Below are 23,946 nucleotides of genomic sequence, written 5' to 3' on the forward strand. Positions count from 1 at the left end.
TTTTTATTGTTTATAAATTTCTGTATTTGATTGATATAAAACCCCAGAATCAGAATCGTAAGCATATTCAGTATTAGAATACGTTGCCCCATCTTTATTTGGCAAAATAACTGATACATCTGCATCAGGTAAAAATATTTCTGCTTGCGATTTATCACTATTAAATACTATAAAAGCACTAGAAACTGCTGTATCAGCTGTTTCAATAACCGGATCTAATCGAATACCAATAGTAAAAACTTGCACACAACTATTTTGTAATTGGCTCCAAGTTTGGCCTGCGCTACCAATGCATCCATGATCATCTTTATCATTCCCAATAATTGAATGATTTGTTTCTTGCATCGAATCAGTTTCTTTTAAATCAGTAGTAACCGATTTGTTGGTACACGAAATGCTTATAAAAGCTAAAAATATAAAGGTGTAAAATTTATTCATAATGCGGTTTTTTTAAATAATAATTTGTTTTTTCTGCTTGTTCAAAAAACTCTTTACAATATATTTAAATTAATATTTGTAAATCGCATTAAAAAAATAAGTAATTTAAAGTTATAATTTTTTTACGAATGAATGCAACATATGTTCCGATTGCTGAAGCGCAAATGCTTATTAAAAAACCTGTAAGTGAGGTTTTTAATGCTTTTATAGATCCAGAAATCACCAAAAACTTTTGGTTTACCAATGCAAGTGGTAGCCTAGAAGTTGGTACAACCATTACCTGGGAATGGGAAATGTACAAAGTTAAAACCGATGTTTTTGTGTTTGATATAAAACCGAATCAACTTATCGCTTTAACTTGGGGAACGCCTGCAACGTATTTAGATTTTGAGTTTGAAGCAGTTTCTGAGCAAACTACCTACGTACAGATAAAAAATTATGGATTTACTGAAGTTGGAAACGAATTAATTGAAGTTATAAAAAACAACACCGGCGGATTTACAACCGTTTTAGATGGTTTAAAAGCATATTTAGAACATGGGATTAACCTGAATTTGATTCACGATAAGTTTTTAAAAAAATAAAAAATGCCAACAGAAAATAAATTTTGCCAAAGTTGCGGCATGCCAATGAAAGAAGATCCGCAACACGGTGGTACCAATGCAGATGGTAGTAAAAATACAGATTATTGCAGCTATTGCTATGCTAACGGATCTTTTACATTTACGGGCACTGTTAGCGAATTTCAAGAACATTGTAGACAACAAATGATAAAAAGCGGCCGCTCTAAAATAATTGCTTGGTTGTTTACAAGAGGAATGAAACGTTTAGCCCGTTGGAAAAATTAAACTGATAAACTATGAAACATTTATACGTATTACTAGCTCTATTTGCTATGCAAATCCTTTCAGCCCAAAAACTAAGTTCAATCTCGTATTCAGACAACGGAAAACCTTTATCAGGAAAAACCATTAAAACCAACAAAAAAAATATACCGGGGGTACTAATTTTACCTGCTTGGATGGGCATCGACAGCGAAGCAGAACAAGCTGCTGTAAATTTAAACAACCAAGGTTACAAAACCTTTATTGCAGATATATATGGTGTTGGTAACGAGCCTAAAGATGCAAAACAAGCTAAAGAATTATCTAGTTATTACAAAACCAACCCTGAAATATACCAACAACGCATTCAGTTAGCGCTTAATGAATTAATAAAACAAGGCGCAGATCCGAATAAAATTGCAGTTATTGGTTATTGTTTTGGCGGAACGGGTGCCTTAGAAACTGCTCGCGGAATATTGCCCGTACAAGGAGTTGTTTCTATTCATGGTAATTTAGGTAAAGGCGATCGAGCAAACGGACCAATAAAAACTAAGGTTTTGGTATTAAATGGTGCTGCAGATGCAAGCGTTTCTAAACAAGAAATTTTAAATTTTGAGCAAGAAATGGATCAGGCAGAAGCCGATTGGCAATTTATTAATTACGCAAACTGCAAACATACGTTTACCAACCCTGCATCGCCTGATTATAACAAAATTATGGCCGACCGATCTTGGCAGCATATCTTATTATTTTTAGATGAAGTTTTGCGCAACTAAATAAAAAAAAGATGGAAAAGTCCATCTTTTTTTATTTTATAATTAATCGAGTACTACCCCAACCCGTAAAGCTTTTAAACCAGAAACGCCTTGTAAATCTTCCAATTCTAAAAATTCTAAATCATCTTTTAAAACACCTTGTTTCTGTAAATATTTTACGTATTCTTTATATTCAGTTTCTTCGCTTTTGTTGTAATAAACAATTGCTATTTTTTCTGGTTGCGTTAAACGCTGTATCGAATTTTTTATATGCACTTTATCAATGCGTTTTTTAATAATATGATATCGAATATTATAACTACCGTCAACATCAAACTTACGTTCATCTACACGAAACGATATATCAATGGGCAACGAACGTACAAAAATTAATTGCGTAGTTTGTAAGGCATACTCAGAATCAAAAGCAATATTTTGGGTTGCTTTTGTTATTTCGGCCATTGAATTTAGCTGTTTTAATCTGATATTTTTAAGATAAAGCTGATTGAACTTTTTACTTGGCGTTATAGATTGGCCTATGTACAAATCGTATTCTACCCCGTCGGTCCTAAATTTTTCAAAATAAGCCGGAAAAGTTTCTTGCAGTTCGCTATTTAAAACTTCTAAATGCGTATTAATTAAATTATTTACGGCTTTCATAGAATTTTCGAACGCACGGCGGTTTTTATACGCAGCACCCGTTGCTGGGGTTACCAATTGTAGGTAATTTTTTAAATCAGTTTCCAGCTGGCTATTTTCGTTTAAAACAACTTCTTTTAATAGCGGTAAAACTTCTTGATCTAAAAATTCATTCAATAAAACCGCATCATTATCATTAAAATATGCGTTTACAGATGCTAACCATTCTCGCGTTCGGAACAAAATTTCATCTAAAACAATAATTCCGGTTTCAGATTTTGCACTTTCTAATAAATTAGCCAATGCGGTTAACTGAAAAACCAAATCTTGTACCAAAGCTTTGTTACGCATTATGGTAGAATCTTTTACATCTACAACGCCAAAAAGCGGATAAACGTTGGTAAACTTAATATCTTCTATTATTTTACTTTTTCCTGAATCTTTTTGTAAATAATGCCAAGCTATTTCATTAAACTTCCAACGTACGGCAGGTTGCAAGGCCGTAAAGTTGTTTTTAATAATGTTGTCAATTTTATAATTAAAATCGTCGATCGAATTTTTAAGCAATTGCGCCAATGTTGGCAAAACAGCACGAAGTTCGCCCAAACGTCCGGTAAATAATTGCTCTTTTTGCATGCTGTAAATTTCTAAAACCCCAACAATATTACTGCTGTGAAAAATAGGTAATAAAGCATACGACTGAATGTTGGTACGTTTTAAATACTCGGCAATAAACTCATATTTTTCATCAATTACTTCGCCTTCAAAAATAAGCGTTTCTGGATTTTTAAGTAGCTCATCTAATAGCACATGAAAACCTTGCCTAATATTGGTTGCTGCAGATCCTGGGTTGGTATTAAAATCGGTTTCACCCGGAAAAACCGTTCGACCGTTTATTTTAAAATTAGGCAACAAACCAAATTCAATAGCATTAGAACCCATTAAGGATTTTAACGATCGAACAATTTCTTCGTTATCATTGGCTGCGCACGAGCGCTGATTTAAAGCCAGATTTTTAATATTTTCAACTGATTGTTCAGCCGTAACATCTTCAGCACTGGTTATACAAAATCCTTTAAAAGTAAAAAGATTTAATGGCAATTGTTGCAAACCTTTTTCCCAATCAAAATTTTCTTTCTGCATCTCGTTAGCAATTGCAGATAAATTGATTTTTGGCAGCGGTTGTTTGGCTTGAACTTCTACAAATCGGGTATCAATATGAAAACGATAATATTTAGGTAAGCCATTTTTTTCTACAAAAACGGTTTGCGAAAAATCGGTTTTATTAGATACATCGTAATGATACAGGTTTTCTAAAATTAACGTGTAACAAAGCAACATTTTCTTTTTAATCAGTTGCTTGCGGCGATCTTTTAAACTGCTACAATTATCAAACAAACGTGCTTTGCTATGTAACAAATCATAAAAGGCATTGGTGCCATAAAACACAATGGGTTCTATAACTAAACCCATGGCCCAAAAAGCAGTTTCTTCGCATTCTAGCGGAGGTTGTAAAACGCTATAAATCCATTCTAAATCATCTTTAAAATGATTTATATTTTCTAAATCTATGGTATCGTTTATGTACGGATTAGCTTTAATTTTGGCAACGGTTTGTTTAAAAATATCTTTTTTAACCACCGATGCCGATTCAATCCGATTTTCTAAATAGGTAATAAATGGCGTAAAAGACAATTGTACGTCTAAACCATAAACTCCAACATTTATATCATTTGTTATATCGAGTAATTGCGTTTTCATATTTAAAATTTAAATCCAGAGGTAACATACGGGTACCAACCTTCTTTAGAATAACCGGCTTGTACTTTAAGTACAAACATATCTAACGGCACAAAATAAACTCCGCCACCAACACCGGTATGTATTTGGCTGCTATTGTAATTTTTGGCCCAAACTTTTCCGGCATCAAAAAAGCCTAAAACGCCTAATTCGCCTGGTAAAATGTAATTGTTTAAATGTGCTAATCGGATTCGGGTTTGAAAATTGTTATACAACATATTTTCGCCCGCAAATCGAAACTGACGGAATCCCATTAAATTACCTTGTCCACCTAAAAATAAAGCATTGTAAAAAGGCACATCGCCCAATGTTACACCACCACCTAATCGGTTAGAAATTACAAAAACGCTAGCTGGATCTAATTTTTTATTGATAGAAACTTCTGCTTTGGCTTGAATAAAATCTTTAGCATATGAATTTAACCCTTTGTAGCCACCAATTTCTATTTGAAAAAGACCGCCATTTGTTGGTAAAATTACATTATCGCGCGCATCAATTAAATATTTTAAAGATAAACCGGCATATAATTTAGTTTTATCAACAAAATCAGCATCGTAAGTACCAACTAAATTCGGATTCGAAATTAATCGGCCGTCATTTTTATCCGGATTGTACGAATAATATTGAAAAAACGGAGAAACACTAAATGCAGCACGATCGGATTTACGCCATCTAATTTCTGGTTTTGCTTCTAAAATTGAAAAACGGCTGCGGTAATAACTAATATCGCTTTCGTTTTTATTATAATTCGTTCCGTTACCCCAACCAAAATAATTTTGCGTGTTATTTGGTGCCATAACTTGAGCATTAAATAAAATATCAGCTGAACCTAAAGCCTGAATCCATTCGCTATTAAATCCAAAATGGTATGCATTGGTAGCAAAGGAATGTTTAAAATAAAATTCTTGTGAATTGGCATACGGTGCCTTTCTAAATCCTTGATTAATAAACTTAATTCCCGCACCTATTAACAATCCGTCATCTTTATTAAACCCAACGGCTGGTAAAATTCGGGCACGATTGTATAAATTGGTTGGCAAATACGCAGTTGTAATGCTATCATTTTTTAAATGTTTAATTACACGGTTTGTTGCACCGGTAAACGTAACGCCTTCTTTTTTTCCGTAAATACGTACCTTTTTTTGGCTGTTAACAATATTGTACGTTTTATTTCCTTTTTGTCCTACAATGCGTAAACGAATCGGAGTTGTATTATCAACCTGAACAACATCATCGCCCTTATGAACAAACAATCGAATTTCTTTAGTAACTGCCGGATCAAAAACGCGTTCAAAAAGTACCTGATCGGTGTTCCCTTTTTTACTAATTTTATTAATTTGAATCTTTAATTGATTACCAACGGTGGTTATAGAAACTAATTCTTCTTTATTTGAGGTTTGAATATCTACAATACGATTAAAAAACTGATAATACGTTTGCATGGCTTGCGGCATATTATCTCGGCGTTGTTTTAACTGCTCGTAAATTTGTTGGCCTCGAATTTTTTGAGAAGATTCTGGCAAAGCCTGAACAGCAGCTTGTAAAACCGAATCAGTTACCGTAGCAACAAATTCGTTTACCATGGCATTCCAACTGTTTTCGTCATAACGATTTAAAAATTTGCTATTTAAATCGCTCCCAGCCATAAAAAAGTAATTAATCTTTTTAATTTCTCCATCAAAATCGTGCAAGCGTGGCATAACCATTGGCCCAGCAGCAATGCCTGGTAAAATACCATCTACCACATGTAAAACCTGATCGCGATCGCGTGGTACAGCGCTGTATTTTCTATTTCCTTTTTTATCTTTTTTTACAGCCCAACGCCATTGGTCTTGATGACGATCCCAATCGCCAACCAAAACATCTACCAAACGCGCTCTAAAATATTCGTCGGTATCAACTTCGTTATCGTTATCTTTTTTCAGATTTTTAAATAACTTGGGCGTATTATCTGATTTCCCGATAGGTTCGCGCTCTTCTAACAAAACAACTTTTCCAATAAAATCGGGGGCGTAATCTCCTAAATTAATATCGGGCGCAACCACACCAATGATTGGATTGGCGTGAGGAATTTCGGCAGCTTCAGCAATTGGCGGAACTAATAATGCCGAATACGGATGTTGCCCGCTTAATGCATCGCTTACCACATCTTTAGCAAAGGTTTCACGCAGTGCATCAGGTAAAAGCAATTCCATGTTTTTGTTTACGTTTCGTAAAACCCATTCTTTGCCCGACGGATCTACCAATCGTAATGATTTGGTTTGCATACCACCGCCGGCTTGCGTTGGTACTAAACCACCTTTTAATTCTGAAAGTTTAAATACGGGTAGTTTTGTATCGGCAGCCCATTCTTCTCGATAATTTTCGCCCAACCATTTGCGATGTCCTTTGCCGCCTTCATTCAATTTTTCATTGGCTTTAACCACTACCGAATCTTGATGCATTAATGGCGATGTACTTATCGCATTTTCTAATTTGGTTTGTTTTAAAAACGGAACTGTATAAGTAAATGCTTGTTGCATGCTATTTTTATCAATTGCATAATAGGTAATCTGTATTTCGCCATTTTCTAATTGATCGGCAACTACAAATCCGCCATTTTTGGTAGCAAATAAACTGCCATTTCCTTTTTTAATGGCTGTGTTTTTTGCACCTGCGCCGCTTACAACCTGAATGTTGTTGTTATTTTTTATAAACTGCAAGCCGTGTTCGTGACCGGCAACATGAATTACATTTTTATTGTATGCAAATGCTGCATTAATTTGTTGTACCATTTGTTGGTACGATGGATGCATTTGATCTTCTGGGTTTGGCAATGCCGTTCTTAAAAACGGATATAAAGAACCTAAAACAGGTAAAGGCACATATAGATTTTTATTTACGTTTGTTAACGGAAATAAATGATCTTTAAAGCTGAAATGACCGCTATGCACGCCATAACTTTGCATGGGATGATGTGCAACAAGCAAAACCATTTTGTCTTTGTTTTTACCAGCAAGCTCTTCTATTTTTTCAATAAATTCTTCTTTGGTTGTACATTCGCAATCTTCATTAGTTTTGTTATGCGGAAATAACCACCATTCGCTATCAAAAGTTATTAAAACCAGCTTATCATCGATAGGAATTTCAATTGGGCCGGGACAACCGTTTTCGGGCACAAAATGCAACAACGGATTGTTTTGGTTGTTTATAAAATGAGCTTGTTCGGTAACTTTAGCCAAACCTTTTTTACCCATTTTATCCCAATCGTGATTTCCGGGAATAAAATATACGCTTGCATTTTTAGCCAACATGGGCTGATATTGAGATGCTAAAATATGTTCGGTTTTGTTACGTTCTTTAGAACCTGGCAATCCCATTCCTTTAGGATAAATATTATCTCCTAAATAAAAAACAATGGTTTTGTTTGGAATAATAGCTTGTTCGGCATTTTTTAACACCAATTGTTGTTGCTCATTAATTTCGCCGGCATCGCCTATAAAAATAATGCGTTGAAAAATTTTATTTTGTGCGAATAAATTACCAATATTAAAAAGTAAAAACAGGGCAAAAAATTTGGTTGCTTTTTGCATAAATTATTTGTTTATTTTTTATACTCAAATTTCATTAAGGTTGCGTTTGGCTGTTTTCCAGCTTCAGAGCTTATGTACAGATTTGCATCTTTATCAAACACAATGCCTTCGGGCTGTTCAAAAATCTTGCCGTTTAGCTTATGGTAAGTTAAAACTTGTCCGTTTAAATCGGTTTCAACTAACATTTTATTTACAGATGATATTATGAACCATTGTTTGGTTTGTGCATTAAACGCTATAGCGCTTGGTTTAAAAATAATTGGCCCTAATTGATCGGTAGCTACGGTAAACGTGTTTTTTAATTTTAGGTTGTTGGCTGTTATGGAAAATACATAACCGGTTACAACTTTATTTTTACGATCGCCGGGGCATTGTTTGCATAACATAACGAGCTCGTTCGTTAAGGGATTAACTGCTAAAGATTCGTATTCACCTTTGGGAACTAAGTTTTTATATTCTTTTACTTTCGGATTTTCGGTTTGCCAAAAATCTTTTAGTGATAAGCTATAAAGCGTTCCATCACTTTTTAAAATAAATAACATGTTATTATGAGCTGCCAATCCTTCGTAATCTCCTTTTTTTCCAAACTTTTTAGATTCAAATTGATTTTTTTCTTTATCAAACCAATAAATTCGGCCCAATTCATCTTGAACAGCTAATAAAATTTCAGTCCCGTTATCTTGGTAAAAAGTTATGCCAGAAGTTTCGTCAAGTTCTTTAGGTAAAACTTGCGTTTGTGGGTTATTTAAATCGTAACCTTTCGGGCTTGAGTAGTTATTCTGGGGATTTGTGCACGAACACAAAACCAGTAAAAAAAGATTAACTAGTAATTTACTCATATTTTATTGAACAGAGATTACAGAGATTACAAAACCAATTACAGAGACAATAATACCGTACATAAATATGTTGTAAGCCAAGCGCAATAATTTATATTTTCGGCCTAAAACTACGCCCTGAGAATACACATCGTCAATTAAAGTTCCGTACAAAAACGTTCGGTCTTCCATCACTTTCCACATGCCATCGGCATATTCATCACGAGTCATTTTATAAAAATTACCAAAAAAAAGTAAATTTACCTTTTTAGCTTCTATATCTTTTTGAGAAAAAACGCCGGGCGGAATTGAAGGTCGTGTAGCTAAAATACTAACCACCATAGTTACAACTGAAACAATTAATATTAAAAAAGTAGGAACAATTAAATAGGTATTGTTATCTAACTTTCTTAACAACAAACTGATTATTACTGAAAGAATAATAGAATTTACCGTTATTAAAATTTGCGCTTTGTTATCGGCCATGTCGCTTAAACGCTGATTGTTGGTTGAGGTTACGCGAAACAAGGTTTCTACCCCCCTAGCCGTTTCTTTATTACTTTTATCGGTCGTATTTTTTTCTTTAGGCTTGTCAGCAGCTGTTTTTTCTTTAGGTTTGTCGTCTAGTTTAGCAATTAGTTTTTCTATATTTTGTTGTTTTTTTGCATTTAGTAATTGCTTACAATAATCAGTGTGGTACTGGTGCCCCGCTAAAAAGGCAATAGAACATTTGTGCCATTCTTTTTTGGTTGGCGTGAATGCAGATAAAGCGGTGTTTTCATCTCGAACTAATTTATTACAGATAGAAAACTCATCTGTTCCAAGATGAAACAAATCGGCATCGCAAATAATTTGCTCTAACAAATTATTTGGTTGTTGCGGCATTTTTGTTGCTTTAATACAATTACTAACCTGAGTAATTAGGTTTGTTGATACATTAAGATTTGTTAAATAAGATGCTGCCTTTTCGGCGCTAACCTGCTCGTGATTGTTTTTACCACCAAAATAATATCCGATGTCATGAAACCATGAAGCTGCTCGCAAAACAAAAAAATCGGTTTCATTTAATTGATAATGATTTCCTATTTGTTCTGCTGCTTGAACAACATTTAATGTGTGATTTATGTTGTGGTATACCAGCGTTTCGTCTTGATTTTTAGCAAAAACATCTTGCACATATTGCGCAATATTGGCTATTATTTCTTGATAGTTCATTTGTAATTTAACTTTTATATAAGCTATAACTTTTATAAAACATTTTTAGTTTATAAAGCAGCTATACATGGTGCATTTTTAACAATTAAATATACAAATTTAGTGCTGAATAAACTATTAGTACTTAATACAGATTAATACTTTAACAAAAAGATAAAACAGTAACACAAAAAAATCCGTTAGAAATTCTAACGGATTTTTTAAAAACAATTCTATAAGCCGGATTCTGTCACCCTAAGGTGCCTTATCATTTATCTAGGCTTACAATTACTTGTAAGCTCCATCTGCCTACCCCTCAACAACGGACGAGTAACCCTTAGATGTTGATATACATGGCATTTCACCGCATAGAGTTTACCTGGTTTCACTACAGCATTACCTGTACATTCTTTCTGTTGCACTTGTCCTCCTAAAACGAGTTTAGTGACGGGCGTTACCCGCTATGCTACTCTTTGGTGTCCGGACTTTCCTCTGACATAGAGCCAGCGATAAGGCGAATTGCTTGGCAAATTTACGTTATTTAAGTGTAAAACTGTTAGTAAAAAAATATAAAAAATTGTATATTTAGCTAATTAAGTGATAAACAAGTAACCAAAACCTCTTATTATGGAACCTATTTACAAATACGAAACAACAACGGTAGCTTTAGAGCAGCTAAACAACTTAGGGTATACCAAAGATTTTAATGTTGATGCCCACCATTTACAAAAACATTTAGATGATGTAATTATTGATTATGTATATCGTTACGAAGGTAACTCGAATCCGGGTGACGAAAGCTTAGTTTTAGGCTTAACATTAGGACATGAAAAAGGTGTTTTTGTTTCAGGTTTCTCTGCAAATTCAAACAACGATTTGGCAATGCTTTTATGGAAAAAAATTTCACATAAATTCTAGTTATTTAAAAATAGAAAAGATTTTGCAAGTAGCCCTTCTAAAGGTTATATTTGCTATTCAATAATTTTATATGGAACAATTTGTAGTATCCGCACGTAAATACAGACCACAAACTTTTAAAGATGTTGTAGGTCAGCAAGCTATTACAAATACGTTGGTGAATGCCATCGAAACAAATCATTTAGCGCAAGCCTTATTATTTACCGGACCACGTGGCGTTGGTAAAACAACTTGTGCCCGCATTTTAGCTCGAAAAATAAATCAGCCCGGATATGATGATCCGAATGAAGATTTTACGTTTAATGTTTTTGAGCTGGATGCCGCATCAAATAACTCGGTTGACGACATTCGTTCGTTAATAGAACAAGTTCGCATACCGCCCCAAACCGGAAAGTACAAAGTTTATATAATTGATGAGGTTCATATGTTATCTACCTCTGCTTTTAATGCCTTTTTAAAAACTTTAGAAGAACCGCCTGCGCATGCTATTTTTATATTAGCAACTACAGAAAAACATAAAATTTTACCTACCATATTGTCGCGTTGTCAAATTTTTGATTTTAAACGCATTACAATAAAAGATGCTAAAGAACATTTAGCCGAAGTTGCACAATCTCAAAACATTACTTTTGAAGATGATGCCTTACAAATAATTGCTCAAAAAGCAGATGGTGCCATGCGTGATGCCTTATCTATTTTTGATCGTGTTGTTTCTTTTTGTGGCAATCATTTAACGCGAAAAGCAGTTGCAGAAAATCTAAATGTTTTAGATTTTGAAATTTATATCACCTTAACCGATGCAATTTTAGAAAATAAAATACCGGATTTGTTGTTGCAATTTGACAGCATTTTAGCCAAAGGTTTTGATGCGCATCAATTTGTTATTGGTTTAGCTTCGCATTTTAGAGATTTATTAGTTTGTAAAAATCCAAATACGCTTGTCTTGTTAGAAGCTGGTGAAATAGCACAACAATTATATCGTTCACAAGCAGAAAAAGCAAGTACAGAATTTTTACTTGAGGCAATTGATTTAGCAAATACGTGTGATTTAAAATTTAAAACAAGCCAAAACCAACGTTTATTGGTTGAACTTTGTTTAATGCAATTGGCTTCGATAACATTCGAACAAAAAAAAAATCCAATAACACATTCATAATTCCAGCATCGAATTATGTTAATAGCGTTCCAGAAGTAACTAAAACCTCAAATCAAGTTATCAGTAAACCTGTAACTGAAGTTCCTACTGTTAATCAAGTTAAAAATACTGAAGTTATTGAAGCAAAACAGGAAATAGCAGCTCAAGAACTGGTTGCACAAAAACAAGTTGTTTCTAAATACTCATTATTGGGTTTACAGAAAAAAAGGAAGCCGAATTACAACAAAAGGAACGGTTAAATCAATTATCTAAAGGGCCGGTTACGGCTATTGATTATGATAACTTGATGCAACATTGGAATAGCTTTGCTAAAAAATTAAATAAAAATGGCGAAAAAATTATGTACACGTACATGGTTTTAGATACGCCGAAATTAGAGAACAACACCATTAAATTAGATTTTCCGAATCAAAGTTCGAAAGAAGATTTTATAAAAAGACAAGGAAATTTAATGGCATATTTGCGCGAAAGTTTGCAAAATTTTGAACTTACCGTAGAAATTAACGTAACAGAAGAGGTAAAGCAAAAGTTTGCATTTACCCCTGAAGAAAAGTTTGAAAAGCTGAAAGAAATTAATCCAGCTATTGATTTGATGCGAAAATTGTTTGAGTTGGAATTAAGCTAACATTTGAGCTAATTTTTGTCCGGCAAAAACCAAAGCAATACCTACAACAACACTTAAAATGATGTAAATAAAACTGTCGAAAGATTGATTTGTTTGCATCATTTTTTGATTTTCTAAAGCAAAGCTCGAAAAGGTTGTAAAACCACCACAAAAACCAGTAATAAACAACAAACTTAAATGATCGTGGTTAATCTTATTTAAAAAATAAGTTGATAAAAAACCAATAACGAAACAACCAATTAAATTGGCCGCCAAAGTGCTTAAATGCATTTTTGTATTGGGAAAAATGTTTGAATAGCCAATTAAGTAACGAAAAACGCTACCAATACCACCGCCAACAGCTACTAAAATAATGTTTTTAATCATTTTCTATTTAATTTTGTTATAATAAAGTGCTTTTACAATTCCGTCAGAAAGCCCAATTTTAGGAACATAAATGTATTTGGCGCCAGACCATTTCATGGCATTTTTATATATTTTTAGGGCATGAATAATAACATCGGCACGGTCAGTATTTAATCCCAATTCATAAATACGTTCTTCGTATGACAAGCTATTTAGCTTATGATATTCTTTAGATAAATACGTAAAAGAAAGCGGTTTATTTTGTGCCTTACCAGATAGTTTGAATATTTTATTAATGTTACCGCCCGAACCAATTAAAGTAATTTCTGCTCCTATTTTTTTGGTTGTAATTTTTATCCATTGTTCTATTTCATCCCAAACTTCTTGGGTTACCATATCGTTTAACAAACGTACGGTTCCGATTTTAAACGATTTAGATTCGCTAATTTTTCCGGCAGTAAAAAATGAAAATTCGGTACTACCGCCGCCAACATCAATATATAAATAGCTTTTATCATTAGCTATAAACTTTTTTAAATCGGTGGTTGCTATAATTTGAGCTTCTTTTTTTCCGTCAATTACTTCAATAGCAATAGCTGCTTTTTCTTGAATGGCTTGTAAAACTTCAGGTCCATTATTTGCTTCGCGCATGGCAGATGTAGCACAAGCTTTGTATTTTTCAACGCCATAAACTTTCATTAAAAGCTTAAATCCGTTCATGGCATCAATCATTCGCTCTTTATTCAGGTCCGATATTTTACCATTTGTAAAAACATCTTGTCCTAAACGAATAGGCACTCGAATTAAAGAGCTTTTATTAAATTGTGGTTCTTTATCTTTTTCTTCAACAATATTAGCAATTAACAAACGCATGGCATTAGAGCCAATATCAATTGCTGCATATTTTTTAATTGTAATCATGTAGTTTACTTCGGGTTATACTAAAGTACTTTGGCTTCGTAATATTTATATATTTCCTTTTGAGATCTAATTTTTTCCGGATTGTCATCAACTTTATATTCGTTAGCTAAATCGGATGATTGAATGCGTGCTTTTACATTATCGCTCCAACCAATATCAAAAGTTTCAATCAATTCTTTTTTAATTTCTTTGTCGTAAATCGGACAAATTACTTCTACTCGATGATCTATATTTCTTGTCATTAAATCGGCAGAAGAAATAAAAACTTCTGGATTACCTGAATTTCCGAAAATAAACAAACGGGTATGTTCTAAATAATTATCTAAAATGCTAATTACCTCAATATTTTCACTTAAAAAAGGAATTTGAGGACGTAAACAGCAAATACCGCGAATAATTAGTTGAATTTTCACTCCTGCCATGCTGGCTTCGTACAACTTATCTATCATTTTAAAATCGGACAAGCTGTTCATTTTCATTTTAATTAAACCTTCGCGTCCGCTTTCAACATTATAAATTTCGCGTTCAATTAATTTGTAAATGCGTTGGCGGGTATAATGTGGCGAAACAATTAAGTCTTTATAACGATGAATTTTATAATTGGTTTCAAAAAACTCAAAAACGCGGGTTACATCTTTTAAAATAGTTAATGATGAAGTTAATAACGTAACATCAGTATAAAAACGTGCTGTTGATTCGTTAAAATTACCGGTAGATATAAAGCCATAACGTTTAATCTTTTCATTTTCAATACGTTCTACAACACAAATTTTACTATGTACTTTCAAACCTTTAACACCAAAAATAAGTTTGATGCCCTCGGTTTGCATAATTTCGGAATAATTGATGTTGCTTGCTTCATCAAAACGCGCTTGCAATTCAATACAAACGGTAACTTTTTTACCGTTTTTGGCAGCATTTATTAACGAACTAATTATTTGAGAATGTTTAGATAAACGGTAAAGCGTAATTTTTATACTGGTAACCGACGGATCTAAAGCTGCTTCACGTAAAAACTTAATAATATAGGCATAACTTTGGTACGGAGAATGCACCAAATAATCTTTCTCGGCAATGCGTTTTAAAATACTACCTTGCAAAGACAAGCCCGGAACGGGTAATGCTGGTTTAGTTTCCTCTAACAAATCAAACCTACCTAAATTCGGGAAATCCATATAATCACGGCGGTTATGGTATCTTCCGCCAGGAATAATGCTATCGGTCGCATCAATACCCATTCTGTTTAATAAAAAGGATAAAATATCTTCATCCATTTCTTTATCATACACAAAACGTACAGGTTCACCAACGCTACGATCTTTAACGCCTTCGTAAATTTTTTCTAAAAAACTTTTATTTAAATCGCTATCAATTTCTAGTTCGGCATCACGCGTAATTTTAATCATATGTGCCGATATATGTTTGTAATCAAACATATTAAAAATTTCACGCAGGTTGTAACGAATAATATCGTCTATTAAAATGATGTATTTTTTATTATCTGCTGATGGAATTTCTACAAATCGGTTTATTGTAGTAGGAATCTCGATAACGGCATACAACACACGCTTTTCCGGAAACGGCTGCAAACCATATGGGGATTCTGGATTTAAAACCATTTTTATGGCTAAATACCCCGATGTATCACGTAGCAAAGGAAACTCCGTAATATCGTTTAACATAATAGTAACCAAAGAATTGCTTACTTTATGTAAAAAGAATTCTTTTACAAATTTTTCCTGATTTTGTGAAAGTTGCGTTTCATTAATGATATAAATATCATGTTGTTCCAATTGCTTTTCGATATCGCTTAAAATACGTAAGCTTTCGGCTTGTTGCTGAATTACAACTTCGGTAATTTGTTGCATAAGCTTTTTAGACGAAATACCGCCTAAAATTTTTTCCCCCGAAATTTTTTGGTTACGCATACGTCTGATTGTTGCGTAGCGAACGCGGAAAAATTCGTCTAAATTATTAGAAAAAATACCCAAAAAGCGTAACCTTGATAGCAAGGGTACACTTATATCTGCGGCTTCTTGTAATACACGTGCATTAAAAGCCAGCCAGCTTAAATCACGGTTAATATATTTATCACTAAGTCGTAATTCTTTCATTTTTTAATTGCTTTGGAAAAATAGCATGTTCTAACGTGCCGTTATCAATCGATTTCCAACTAGAATCAGGAAATGCTATGGAAATATACGACGAAGTTGGCACATTAATAAGCGTATTACCGGTAAATTTATTAACAAAATCTAATATTGCATCGTTATGACCAAATAAAATAAGGTTAGAATATTTATCGTCGCAATTTTTAATACAATGTTCTAAATTTTCGGCCTCAAAAGTATACAACTCGTTTTTAAAAATAATAGTTTCTAACGGAATTGATAAGTTTTGTGCAAAAATTAGCGCAGTATCTTTTGCGCGTTTTGCAACACTAGACCAAACCACAAATTTTTCAGGTAGGTAATCGGTGATAAATTCTGAAACTTTAAAAACGTCTCGAATTCCTCTACTTGATAAGGGGCGTTCTAAATCTGAAGTCATTTTTTTCCAATCAGATTTTCCGTGGCGAATTAATATTATTTTTTTCATAACAAAATAAGGATATAAAACGGTTGAACTTTTGTTTTATATTTTCGAGAAATAAACTTGTATTTCTCGATTAAATATATTATGAATATACTGCTTTATTTGTAAAGTTAATTTAATAAAACACTAAATTTTATATAATAATCTCTAAATTAACTATTTTTTATTACATAAAGTTAAGTAAAGCAATGGCTGCCATGGCCTCAACAATAGGTACAGCACGCGGAACAACACACGGATCATGACGTCCTTTACCATGTAAAGTTATAATTTCACCTTCGTTTGTTAAAACTTCTTGATTTTGAATTAGAGTTGCTACCGGTTTAAATGCAACGTTAAAATAAATATCCATTCCGTTAGAAATTCCTCCTTGAATACCGCCCGAAAAATTTGTTTTTGTTGTGCCATCTGCATTAAACAAATCGTTGTGCTGGCTACCCAACATTTCAGTACCTGCAAAACCGCTACCGTATTCAAAACCTTTTACCGCGTTGATAGATAACATGGCTTTACCAAGTTCTGCATGTAATTTATCAAAAACAGGTTCACCCAATCCTACCGGCACGTTTTTAATCACGCAAGTTATAATTCCGCCTACAGAATCGCCTGCTTTTTTAACTTGTTTAATATACATTTCCATTTCTGCAGCTTTAGCTAGATCCGGGCAACGTACTGCATTACTTTCTGTTAAAGTTAAATCTAACTCTGTGTATGGTTTTTCAACTTTTATATTTCCTACGGAAGAAACGTAAGCTTGAATGCTAATTGTGGGCATTACTTGTTTTGCAATGGCACCAGCAACTACGCGAGCTGCTGTTTCGCGCGCTGAGCTTCGCCCTCCGCCACGATAATCACGAAAACCGTATTTCTTATCGTACACGTAATCTGCGTGCGACGGACGGAAGGTATTTTTAATATCAGAATAATCGTGTGATTTTTGATTGGTATTTGGAATAAAAAAACCAATTGAAGTTCCTGTGGTTTTTCCTTCAAAAATTCCAGATAAAAACTTTACTTCGTCTGGTTCTTTACGTTGGGTAACAATTGCTGACTGCCCCGGTTTACGACGGTCAAGTTCTACTTGAATTTGATTAAAATCTAACGCAATGCCCGAAGGACATCCGTCAATAACTCCACCAATTCCTTCGCCGTGCGATTCGCCAAAGGTGGTTACTTTATATTTTGTGCCAAATGAATTTCCTGCCATTATTTTACTTAAAATGCGTGTTACGCTAAGTTATTATTTTTAATTCAGAAAGCCAATTCATTACTGAACTGGCTTTTTATTTGCTAATGCTTTTTCATAAATTGCTACATACATAGGTAAAATAGCTTCGATATTAAAAACCTTTGCGCGTTTGTAGGCGTTTTCTTTAAAGGTTTCTAAACGCTCTGGGTTTTCTAAAATATATAAGGCGTTTTTTGCCATATCGGCAACATCACCAACATTACTTAAAAATCCTGATTCTCCTTGAATGTTTACTTCCCCTAATCCGCCAGCGTTAGATGATATTACGGGAACTTTACATGCCATAGCTTCGAGCGCAGCTAAACCAAAACTTTCGCTTTCAGAAGGTAGTAAAAACAAATCAGAATATTTTAATATGCGGTCTACATCGGTTGTATTTCCGAAAAAGATTACTTTGTTTTCAATACCTAATTGTTCGCATAAATCTTCTGCTTTTTGCTTGTCAGGCCCTTCTCCTACCATCATTAACTTAGCAGGAACCGTTTTCTGTATTTCATTAAATATTTTAACAACATCCAAAACTCGTTTTACAGTTCTGAAATTAGAAATATGAGTAATAATAAATTCTTCGGGCTGTGCCATATTAGCACGGCAACATTTAGAAGTATTAAATTGCTCTTTAATTTCGGCATCGATAAAGTTTGGAATTACGTAGATTTCTTTTTTAATATCAAAAAAATCGTAGGTATTTTTCTTTAAACTTTCTGAAACAGATGTAACATAATCTGATTTATTAATACTGAATGTAGCTGCTGTTTTATAATGCGGATGTTTACCAACTAAAGTAATATCTGTACCATGCAACGTAGTTACAATAGGTAAATAAATTCCTTCTTCCAATAACATTTTACGAGCCATATAACCGGCAAACGCATGCGGAATTGCATAATGCACGTGTAAAATATCTATTCCGTATAATTTTACGGTATCTACAATTTTACTTGAAAGCGCTAATTCATAGGGTTGATAATGAAATAATGCATATTCAGGAACATTAACTTCATGAAAAAATATATTTGGATTTAGTAAATCTAAACGTACGGGTTGTTTGTAGGTAATAAAGTGAATTTCATGGCCTTGACGGGCTAATTCTAATCCTAATTCAGTAGCTACTACTCCACTCCCACCAAATGTGGGGTAGCATACAATGGCTATTTTCATTACTTATTATTTTTAGTACAATATAGCACGAACAATTGATATAATTTATTTTTTTATAAAAAAAAGACTAGTAAAACTAGTCTTGAATTGCGTCGTAAATCACACGCTGAATATCTTCTCTAATATTATTTTTGGATAACAAATTGGTATTCGCATTAGGATAGGTTCGGTTTGATAAAAACACATACACCAATTCTTTATCCGGATCTGCCCAAGTCATGGTACCGGTAAAGCCCGTATGTCCAAAACTGCTTTTAGACGTACAACCACAAGTTGGTCCTAAATTACCTAACTGCGGTTTATCGAACCCTAAACCACGACGATTACCCACATTACAATTATAACACGTATTAAATGCATCTAAAGTTGTTTCAGCAATAAACTGATCGCCCCCGTAATAGCCTTTTTGCAAATACATTTGCATCATTTTGGCCACATCGGTCGCATTACCGAACAATCCGGCATGACCAGAAACGCCATTTTGCATGGCTGCTGCCATATCATGCACATAACCTTGTACTTTTGTATGACGGAAATAATTATCTTCTTCTGTTGGTGGAATTCGAGAAACATCAAACTTTTTTAACGGGTTGTAAGTTAACGTATTTGCTCCCATTTTGTTATAAAAAGTTGCATCAACCAAAACATCCAACTTTGTTTTATATTCTTTTTCTAAATATTCTTTAAAAATAATGAATGAAAAATCGGTGTATTTGTATTCTTTTTTAGGCAACAATTTGCTTGTAGCAATGGTTTTTAAAATGGTATCGTTGTAATCGTTTCTCAGGTATAAATTTTCTGAAACTTGTGCAGAAAAACCTGTTGCGTATGTTTGACGGTAATATTTAGCTAAAGGTTGTTTGTTTGCATCTAATGTTTTTAAATAAAAACCAATCCACGGATACAAACGTGCTTGATGCAACAACATATCTTGCACGGTAATTTTTTCTTTATCCGAATTTCTAAAAACAGGCATTAGTTTTCCTAACGGATCAGTAAATTCATATTTATTTTGCTCGTAAGCGCGCATCATCATTGGTAGAGTTGCTAAAATTTTAGTAAGCGATGCCAAATCGTAAATATCGGTATTGGTTATAGCATCTGTTTTTGTATAATCTTGATAACCAAACGATTTTTGATATACAATTTTACCTTTACGCGCAACAACTACTTGAATACCCGGTGTCATTTTCTCAGCAATTGCACGATTGGCAATAACATCAATATCTTGTAACATAATCGAGCTCATTCCAACATTCTCCGGATATGCGGTTGCCAACCTTTTTAAAGGAACCGTTTTAAAGCCCGTACCATAAGGCATTTGTGGAGCAATAGAAACAGGTAATTCCCCCTTAGCGCCTATGCCACCAAAAATAACATCGGCAGCAGCTTGCTGAGCAGGTTCAACATTTTGATACGCAACAATTAGATTGTTGATTTTGGTGTAATCCTTAATATCTAACAAAACATAAGGACGTGCAAAAACCGTAAAATATACCGTATTTTCGGCAGCAATTGCTTGTAATTTTGCAATTTCTGAAGCACTCATGGTTTGCTTTTTCCAAGCTCCATCTTCTTTATGATAACCCACAATTACTTTGCTGTAACCTTTTAAATCGGCTAATAAAGATGGGCTGTCTGCTTCTAAAACAGTTATTTCTTTGTAATTATTTAAGGTGTTTAAAAATGATTGATTATCACCATCGCCTAATTTTACGTAAGCGATGTTTTCAAACTCCAAATCGCGAATCGGAATTTCTCCAACTTCTTTTTTCGCAATGGTAATCATGTTATCAAACAATTCTCGATTTAGAGCGTCATATTTTGGTGCATTTAAATCGGCAACTAAATAATTTAAATCTATTGGGCGGTACTTGTTTAAACCTGCGTAATATTTATATTTTAATATTTTTTTTACAGAAGATGCTAAGCGCTTGTCAGAAAACGCATCTTTTTCATAAGCTTCTTTAAACTTTTCAATCGCTAACGGAACATTTTCTGAAAACAACATCACATCATTACCTGCTAAAAATGCAGCTAAATCAACTTCACCTGGTGATTTGTAGCTTGATGCACCTTTCATGTTTAATGCATCCGTAAAAATTAAGCCTTCAAAGTCAAAATCTTCTTTTAATAACTCGGTAATCGTGCTGTATGATAATGAGGTAGGAACTCCTTTTTCTTTTTCTAAAGCCGGAACATCTAAATGCGCAACCATAACGCTGGCTAAACCAGCTTTTATAGCACTTTTGTATGGATAAAGCTCAACCGCATCTAATCTTTTACGATCAAAATTTAAAAATGGTAACGTATGGTGTGAATCTACCGACGTATCGCCATGCCCCGGAAAATGTTTTCCGGTTGCAAAAATACCACCCTTTTGTAATCCTTTAAGCAAAGCAACGCCTTTATGAGCTACGTTATGCGGATCTTCCCCAAAAGAACGATTCCCGATAATTGGATTTAGCGGATTAACGTTTACATCTAAAACCGGCGCAAAATTAAATTGAACACCCATGCGTTTTGCTTGTTCCGCCATGGCATAACCAGTTTTTTCGATCAATTTTTCGTCTTGAATAGCCCCCAAACTCATATTCCAAGGAAAGCGATAGGTAGAATCTAATCGCATGGCTAAGCCCCATTCGGCATCAATACCAATTAGCATGGGCACTTTACTTTTGGCTTGGTAACGGTTGGTTAATGTTGCTTGACGCACTGGCCCGCCTTGAAAGAAAATAACTCCGCCAATTTTATATTTTTCAACAAGTTCATCAATTTGTTTATAATGCGTTTCGTTTTTATTAGAATAGGCTGCAACCATAAATAATTGCCCCAACTTTTCTTCAAAAGTTAATTGTTTGTAAACGCTATCTACCCAATGATGCATAGCACGCTCATCTACCTGATAATAGCTTGAAATTTTTTGTGCAACTACTAAATAACTACTTAAAAAGAATAAAAAAACAAATTTATAACGCATAATATATTTTAGAAGTAAAAAAAAATCATCATAAAAATATGATGATCTTTTTTAAAATTTTAGATTTTATTTAAAAAAAACGATTGTGCCAACTTTCTTTTGCAGGAACTTCCCAAAACTCTTCAAATTCGCCAATTGTGTTTACTAAATTGTTAAAAACAATGGTATTATTTGATACAGCTTTTTGTTTTGCCATTTGCTTAAATTCAATAAGCGGTTTATGAGCAATATGTTCGCCTAATTTAAAGGTTACATTCATTTTATCCAACAAATCTACCGTATATTTTTTTTCTAATTGCTGAATAAATCCAACAGAAGCATCAATTGAACAACCAGAAACATTTTGAATTTCTTGATTTACCGCAATTATTATAAAACGGTTGTATTTTATTTCGAAAGATGCATGCAAATCTTTACCATGCGTAGCCCATTGTTGCAAGAAGTTTTTTAAATCTTCTTGAATTTCTAGTACTTCTTCATCAGAAAATTTGCGGTTGGATTGATAAATCCAGATTTTAGAATCTTTTGGTAATTCATTAAAAGGAATATACATGTTATTTTTTTTCGATAAATGAAACAATATTAAAAATTCTGAATTGCTTAAGTTTCGGATCGTATAAACTAGATTCAAAATACGTTAACTCAACCACATCATTTTTTTTAAGTTGGTTATCGGTTAACAAATAAGCCGATTCAAAATCATTTAGTAAATAAAATTCGGTTGTTTTTCCTGAATTTTCTTTTATGGTGAAAGACAAAAACTGTTTATTTTGTATTTTATCAAACCTTCCAAATGCCGTTTGATACGCCGTATCATTAGCTTCTTCATCAGTAAAAAGCGCTGTAAATGCATCGGGACATTCTATAGCTAAACGCATGCCAATTTCTTCACCAAAACGTTGCATAGTTTCAATGCCAATTGTACCGTCGGTACCGAAATAATAAATCACATCGTCTTTATAATCGCCAACGTTTTTAAGCAAAAACAAGCCCATAGCTGTATCATTATGAATATCTACGCCTGGCTTGGCTAATTCTTCACAAATATTTTTAGCTATGTGTTCTAAAAGTTCGGGTTTAGAAAGCTTTTGCGCAAAAGCGATTTGGCTTAGTAAAAGAAAAATGATTGTTTTTTTCATGTAACTTTATAAATCTTGTGCGTTAGCAATAATTTCAGCAATATCTAGCACTTGCACTTCACCTTCTTTATGATTAAATTTTACACCGTCTGTTAACATGGTATTACAAAACGGACATCCGGTTGCAATTACATTTGGCGTGGTTTCTAACGCATCATCTGTACGCTCCATATTAACTTCGCGATTTCCTGGTTCAGGCTCTTTAAACATTTGAGCACCTCCAGCACCACAACATAATCCGTTAGCACGAGAGCGTTTCATTTCTACCAACTCGGCATCTAATTTTTCTATTAAATCACGAGGTGCTTCGTAAATGCTATTTGCACGACCTAAATAACACGGATCGTGAAAGGTAATGCGTTTGCCTTTAAAGCTTCCGCCTTCAACCTTTAAACGGCCTTCATCTAACAACGATTTTAAAAATTCGGTGTGATGAACAACCTCATAATTACCACCTAGCCCAGGCCATTCGTTTTTAATGGTATTAAAACAATGTGGACAAGCGGTAACAATTTTTTTTATTTCGTAACCATCTAAAACCTGAATATTCATCATGGCTTGCATTTGAAATGCAAATTCATTCCCAGCACGCTTAGCAGGATCGCCCGTACAACTTTCTTCTTGTCCTAGAATTGCAAAATCAACTTTTGCTTGGTTTAATATTTTTACAAATGCTTTCGTAATTTTTTTAGCGCGATCGTCAAAACTTCCGGAACAACCTACCCAAAATAAAACTTCGGGTTGTTTGCCTTGAGCCAAAAAATCGGCCATTGTTGGTACTACTAAATTTGACATATTTATGTTTTTGAAATCGGTT

General features: G+C 33.8%; 21 protein-coding genes and 1 other RNA gene. 6 read left to right on the forward strand and 16 right to left on the reverse strand.

Annotation, left to right across the window (positions count from 1 at the left end; genetic code table 11):
• Positions 1-3 precede the first annotated feature (3 nt).
• Positions 4-438 carry a hypothetical protein gene (locus K5I29_RS04720; protein ID WP_264434706.1) on the reverse strand — a complete coding sequence of 145 codons (435 nt, stop codon included), beginning with the start codon at positions 436-438 and terminating at the stop codon, positions 4-6.
• A gap of 128 nt (positions 439-566) precedes the next feature.
• On the opposite strand from K5I29_RS04720, the gene K5I29_RS04725 reads away from it, so the two are divergent.
• From K5I29_RS04725 to K5I29_RS04735, 3 genes are read left to right on the forward strand one after another with little or no spacing between them, the layout of a single operon-like run.
• Positions 567-1,022 carry an SRPBCC family protein gene (locus K5I29_RS04725; RefSeq protein ID WP_264434707.1) on the forward strand — a complete coding sequence of 152 codons (456 nt, stop codon included), beginning with the start codon at positions 567-569 and terminating at the stop codon, positions 1,020-1,022.
• 3 nt (positions 1,023-1,025) lie between these two features.
• The gene (locus tag K5I29_RS04730) at positions 1,026-1,286 is read left to right on the forward strand and encodes a zinc ribbon domain-containing protein (RefSeq protein WP_264434708.1); all 261 of its coding nucleotides are present in this window, start codon (positions 1,026-1,028) and stop codon (positions 1,284-1,286) included.
• Between the two features lie 11 nt (positions 1,287-1,297).
• A complete protein-coding gene (locus K5I29_RS04735) occupies positions 1,298-2,038 on the forward strand; it encodes a dienelactone hydrolase family protein (RefSeq protein ID WP_264434709.1) in 741 nt (246 codons plus the stop codon).
• 42 nt (positions 2,039-2,080) lie between these two features.
• Here the strand turns inward: K5I29_RS04735 and K5I29_RS04740 are convergent, their stop codons facing one another.
• The 5 genes from K5I29_RS04740 to rnpB all read right to left on the reverse strand — a co-directional run bounded on the left by K5I29_RS04740 (position 2,081) and on the right by rnpB (position 10,566).
• Entirely contained in the window at positions 2,081-4,417 is a 2,337-nt protein-coding gene (locus K5I29_RS04740; protein WP_264434711.1) for a GAF domain-containing protein, read from the reverse strand.
• Positions 4,418-4,419: 2 nt separating this feature from the next.
• Positions 4,420-8,028, reverse strand: a complete 3,609-nt coding sequence (locus tag K5I29_RS04745) for a BamA/TamA family outer membrane protein (RefSeq protein ID WP_264434712.1) — start codon at positions 8,026-8,028, stop codon at positions 4,420-4,422.
• 11 nt (positions 8,029-8,039) lie between these two features.
• The gene (locus tag K5I29_RS04750; protein WP_264434713.1) at positions 8,040-8,867 is read right to left on the reverse strand and encodes an SdiA-regulated domain-containing protein; all 828 of its coding nucleotides are present in this window, start codon (positions 8,865-8,867) and stop codon (positions 8,040-8,042) included.
• 3 nt (positions 8,868-8,870) lie between these two features.
• The gene (locus tag K5I29_RS04755) at positions 8,871-10,061 is read right to left on the reverse strand and encodes a Pycsar system effector family protein (RefSeq protein ID WP_264434714.1); all 1,191 of its coding nucleotides are present in this window, start codon (positions 10,059-10,061) and stop codon (positions 8,871-8,873) included.
• A gap of 199 nt (positions 10,062-10,260) precedes the next feature.
• An RNA gene (rnpB, locus tag K5I29_RS04760) (RNase P RNA component class A) lies at positions 10,261-10,566 on the reverse strand.
• Positions 10,567-10,667: 101 nt separating this feature from the next.
• Between rnpB and K5I29_RS04765 the strand changes: the two genes are divergently transcribed.
• The 3 genes from K5I29_RS04765 to K5I29_RS04775 all read left to right on the forward strand — a co-directional run bounded on the left by K5I29_RS04765 (position 10,668) and on the right by K5I29_RS04775 (position 12,739).
• Positions 10,668-10,958: a hypothetical protein gene (locus K5I29_RS04765; protein ID WP_264434715.1), complete on the forward strand. Its 291-nt coding sequence runs from the start codon at positions 10,668-10,670 to the stop codon at positions 10,956-10,958.
• A gap of 70 nt (positions 10,959-11,028) precedes the next feature.
• Positions 11,029-12,114: a DNA polymerase III subunit gamma/tau gene (gene dnaX, locus K5I29_RS04770; protein ID WP_264434716.1), complete on the forward strand. Its 1,086-nt coding sequence runs from the start codon at positions 11,029-11,031 to the stop codon at positions 12,112-12,114.
• 286 nt (positions 12,115-12,400) lie between these two features.
• Entirely contained in the window at positions 12,401-12,739 is a 339-nt protein-coding gene (locus K5I29_RS04775) for a DNA polymerase III (protein ID WP_264434717.1), read from the forward strand.
• On the opposite strand, the gene crcB is transcribed toward K5I29_RS04775, so the two are convergent.
• The 10 genes from crcB to K5I29_RS04825 form a co-directional block, all read right to left on the reverse strand.
• Entirely contained in the window at positions 12,731-13,105 is a 375-nt protein-coding gene (gene crcB / locus K5I29_RS04780; RefSeq protein ID WP_264434719.1) for a fluoride efflux transporter CrcB, read from the reverse strand. The genes K5I29_RS04775 and crcB overlap by 9 nt on opposite strands.
• A 3-nt stretch (positions 13,106-13,108) precedes the next feature.
• The gene (locus tag K5I29_RS04785; RefSeq protein WP_264434720.1) at positions 13,109-14,005 is read right to left on the reverse strand and encodes a Ppx/GppA phosphatase family protein; all 897 of its coding nucleotides are present in this window, start codon (positions 14,003-14,005) and stop codon (positions 13,109-13,111) included.
• A gap of 20 nt (positions 14,006-14,025) precedes the next feature.
• Positions 14,026-16,119 carry a polyphosphate kinase 1 gene (ppk1, locus tag K5I29_RS04790; RefSeq protein ID WP_264434721.1) on the reverse strand — a complete coding sequence of 698 codons (2,094 nt, stop codon included), beginning with the start codon at positions 16,117-16,119 and terminating at the stop codon, positions 14,026-14,028.
• Entirely contained in the window at positions 16,100-16,603 is a 504-nt protein-coding gene (locus K5I29_RS04795; protein WP_264434722.1) for a SixA phosphatase family protein, read from the reverse strand. Before K5I29_RS04795 ends, ppk1 begins: the two co-directional genes overlap by 20 nt.
• Positions 16,604-16,766: 163 nt before the next feature.
• A complete protein-coding gene (gene aroC, locus K5I29_RS04800) occupies positions 16,767-17,807 on the reverse strand; it encodes a chorismate synthase (RefSeq protein ID WP_264434723.1) in 1,041 nt (346 codons plus the stop codon).
• A gap of 60 nt (positions 17,808-17,867) precedes the next feature.
• The gene (gene bshA / locus K5I29_RS04805; protein ID WP_264434724.1) at positions 17,868-19,010 is read right to left on the reverse strand and encodes an N-acetyl-alpha-D-glucosaminyl L-malate synthase BshA; all 1,143 of its coding nucleotides are present in this window, start codon (positions 19,008-19,010) and stop codon (positions 17,868-17,870) included.
• 76 nt (positions 19,011-19,086) lie between these two features.
• Positions 19,087-21,990, reverse strand: a complete 2,904-nt coding sequence (locus tag K5I29_RS04810; RefSeq protein WP_264434725.1) for a glycoside hydrolase family 3 N-terminal domain-containing protein — start codon at positions 21,988-21,990, stop codon at positions 19,087-19,089.
• 70 nt (positions 21,991-22,060) lie between these two features.
• A complete protein-coding gene (locus K5I29_RS04815) occupies positions 22,061-22,543 on the reverse strand; it encodes an ABC transporter ATPase (RefSeq protein WP_264434726.1) in 483 nt (160 codons plus the stop codon).
• A gap of 1 nt (position 22,544) precedes the next feature.
• Complete coding sequence (locus tag K5I29_RS04820; protein WP_264434727.1) at positions 22,545-23,129, reverse strand: hypothetical protein; 585 nt, start codon at positions 23,127-23,129, stop codon at positions 22,545-22,547.
• 6 nt (positions 23,130-23,135) lie between these two features.
• Positions 23,136-23,924, reverse strand: coding sequence for a (Fe-S)-binding protein (locus K5I29_RS04825; RefSeq protein ID WP_264434728.1), 789 nt, complete (start codon positions 23,922-23,924; stop codon positions 23,136-23,138).
• Positions 23,925-23,946 lie beyond the last annotated feature (22 nt).

Source organism: Flavobacterium agricola, assembly GCF_025919725.1.
GTDB classification, from domain to species: domain Bacteria; phylum Bacteroidota; class Bacteroidia; order Flavobacteriales; family Flavobacteriaceae; genus Flavobacterium; species Flavobacterium agricola.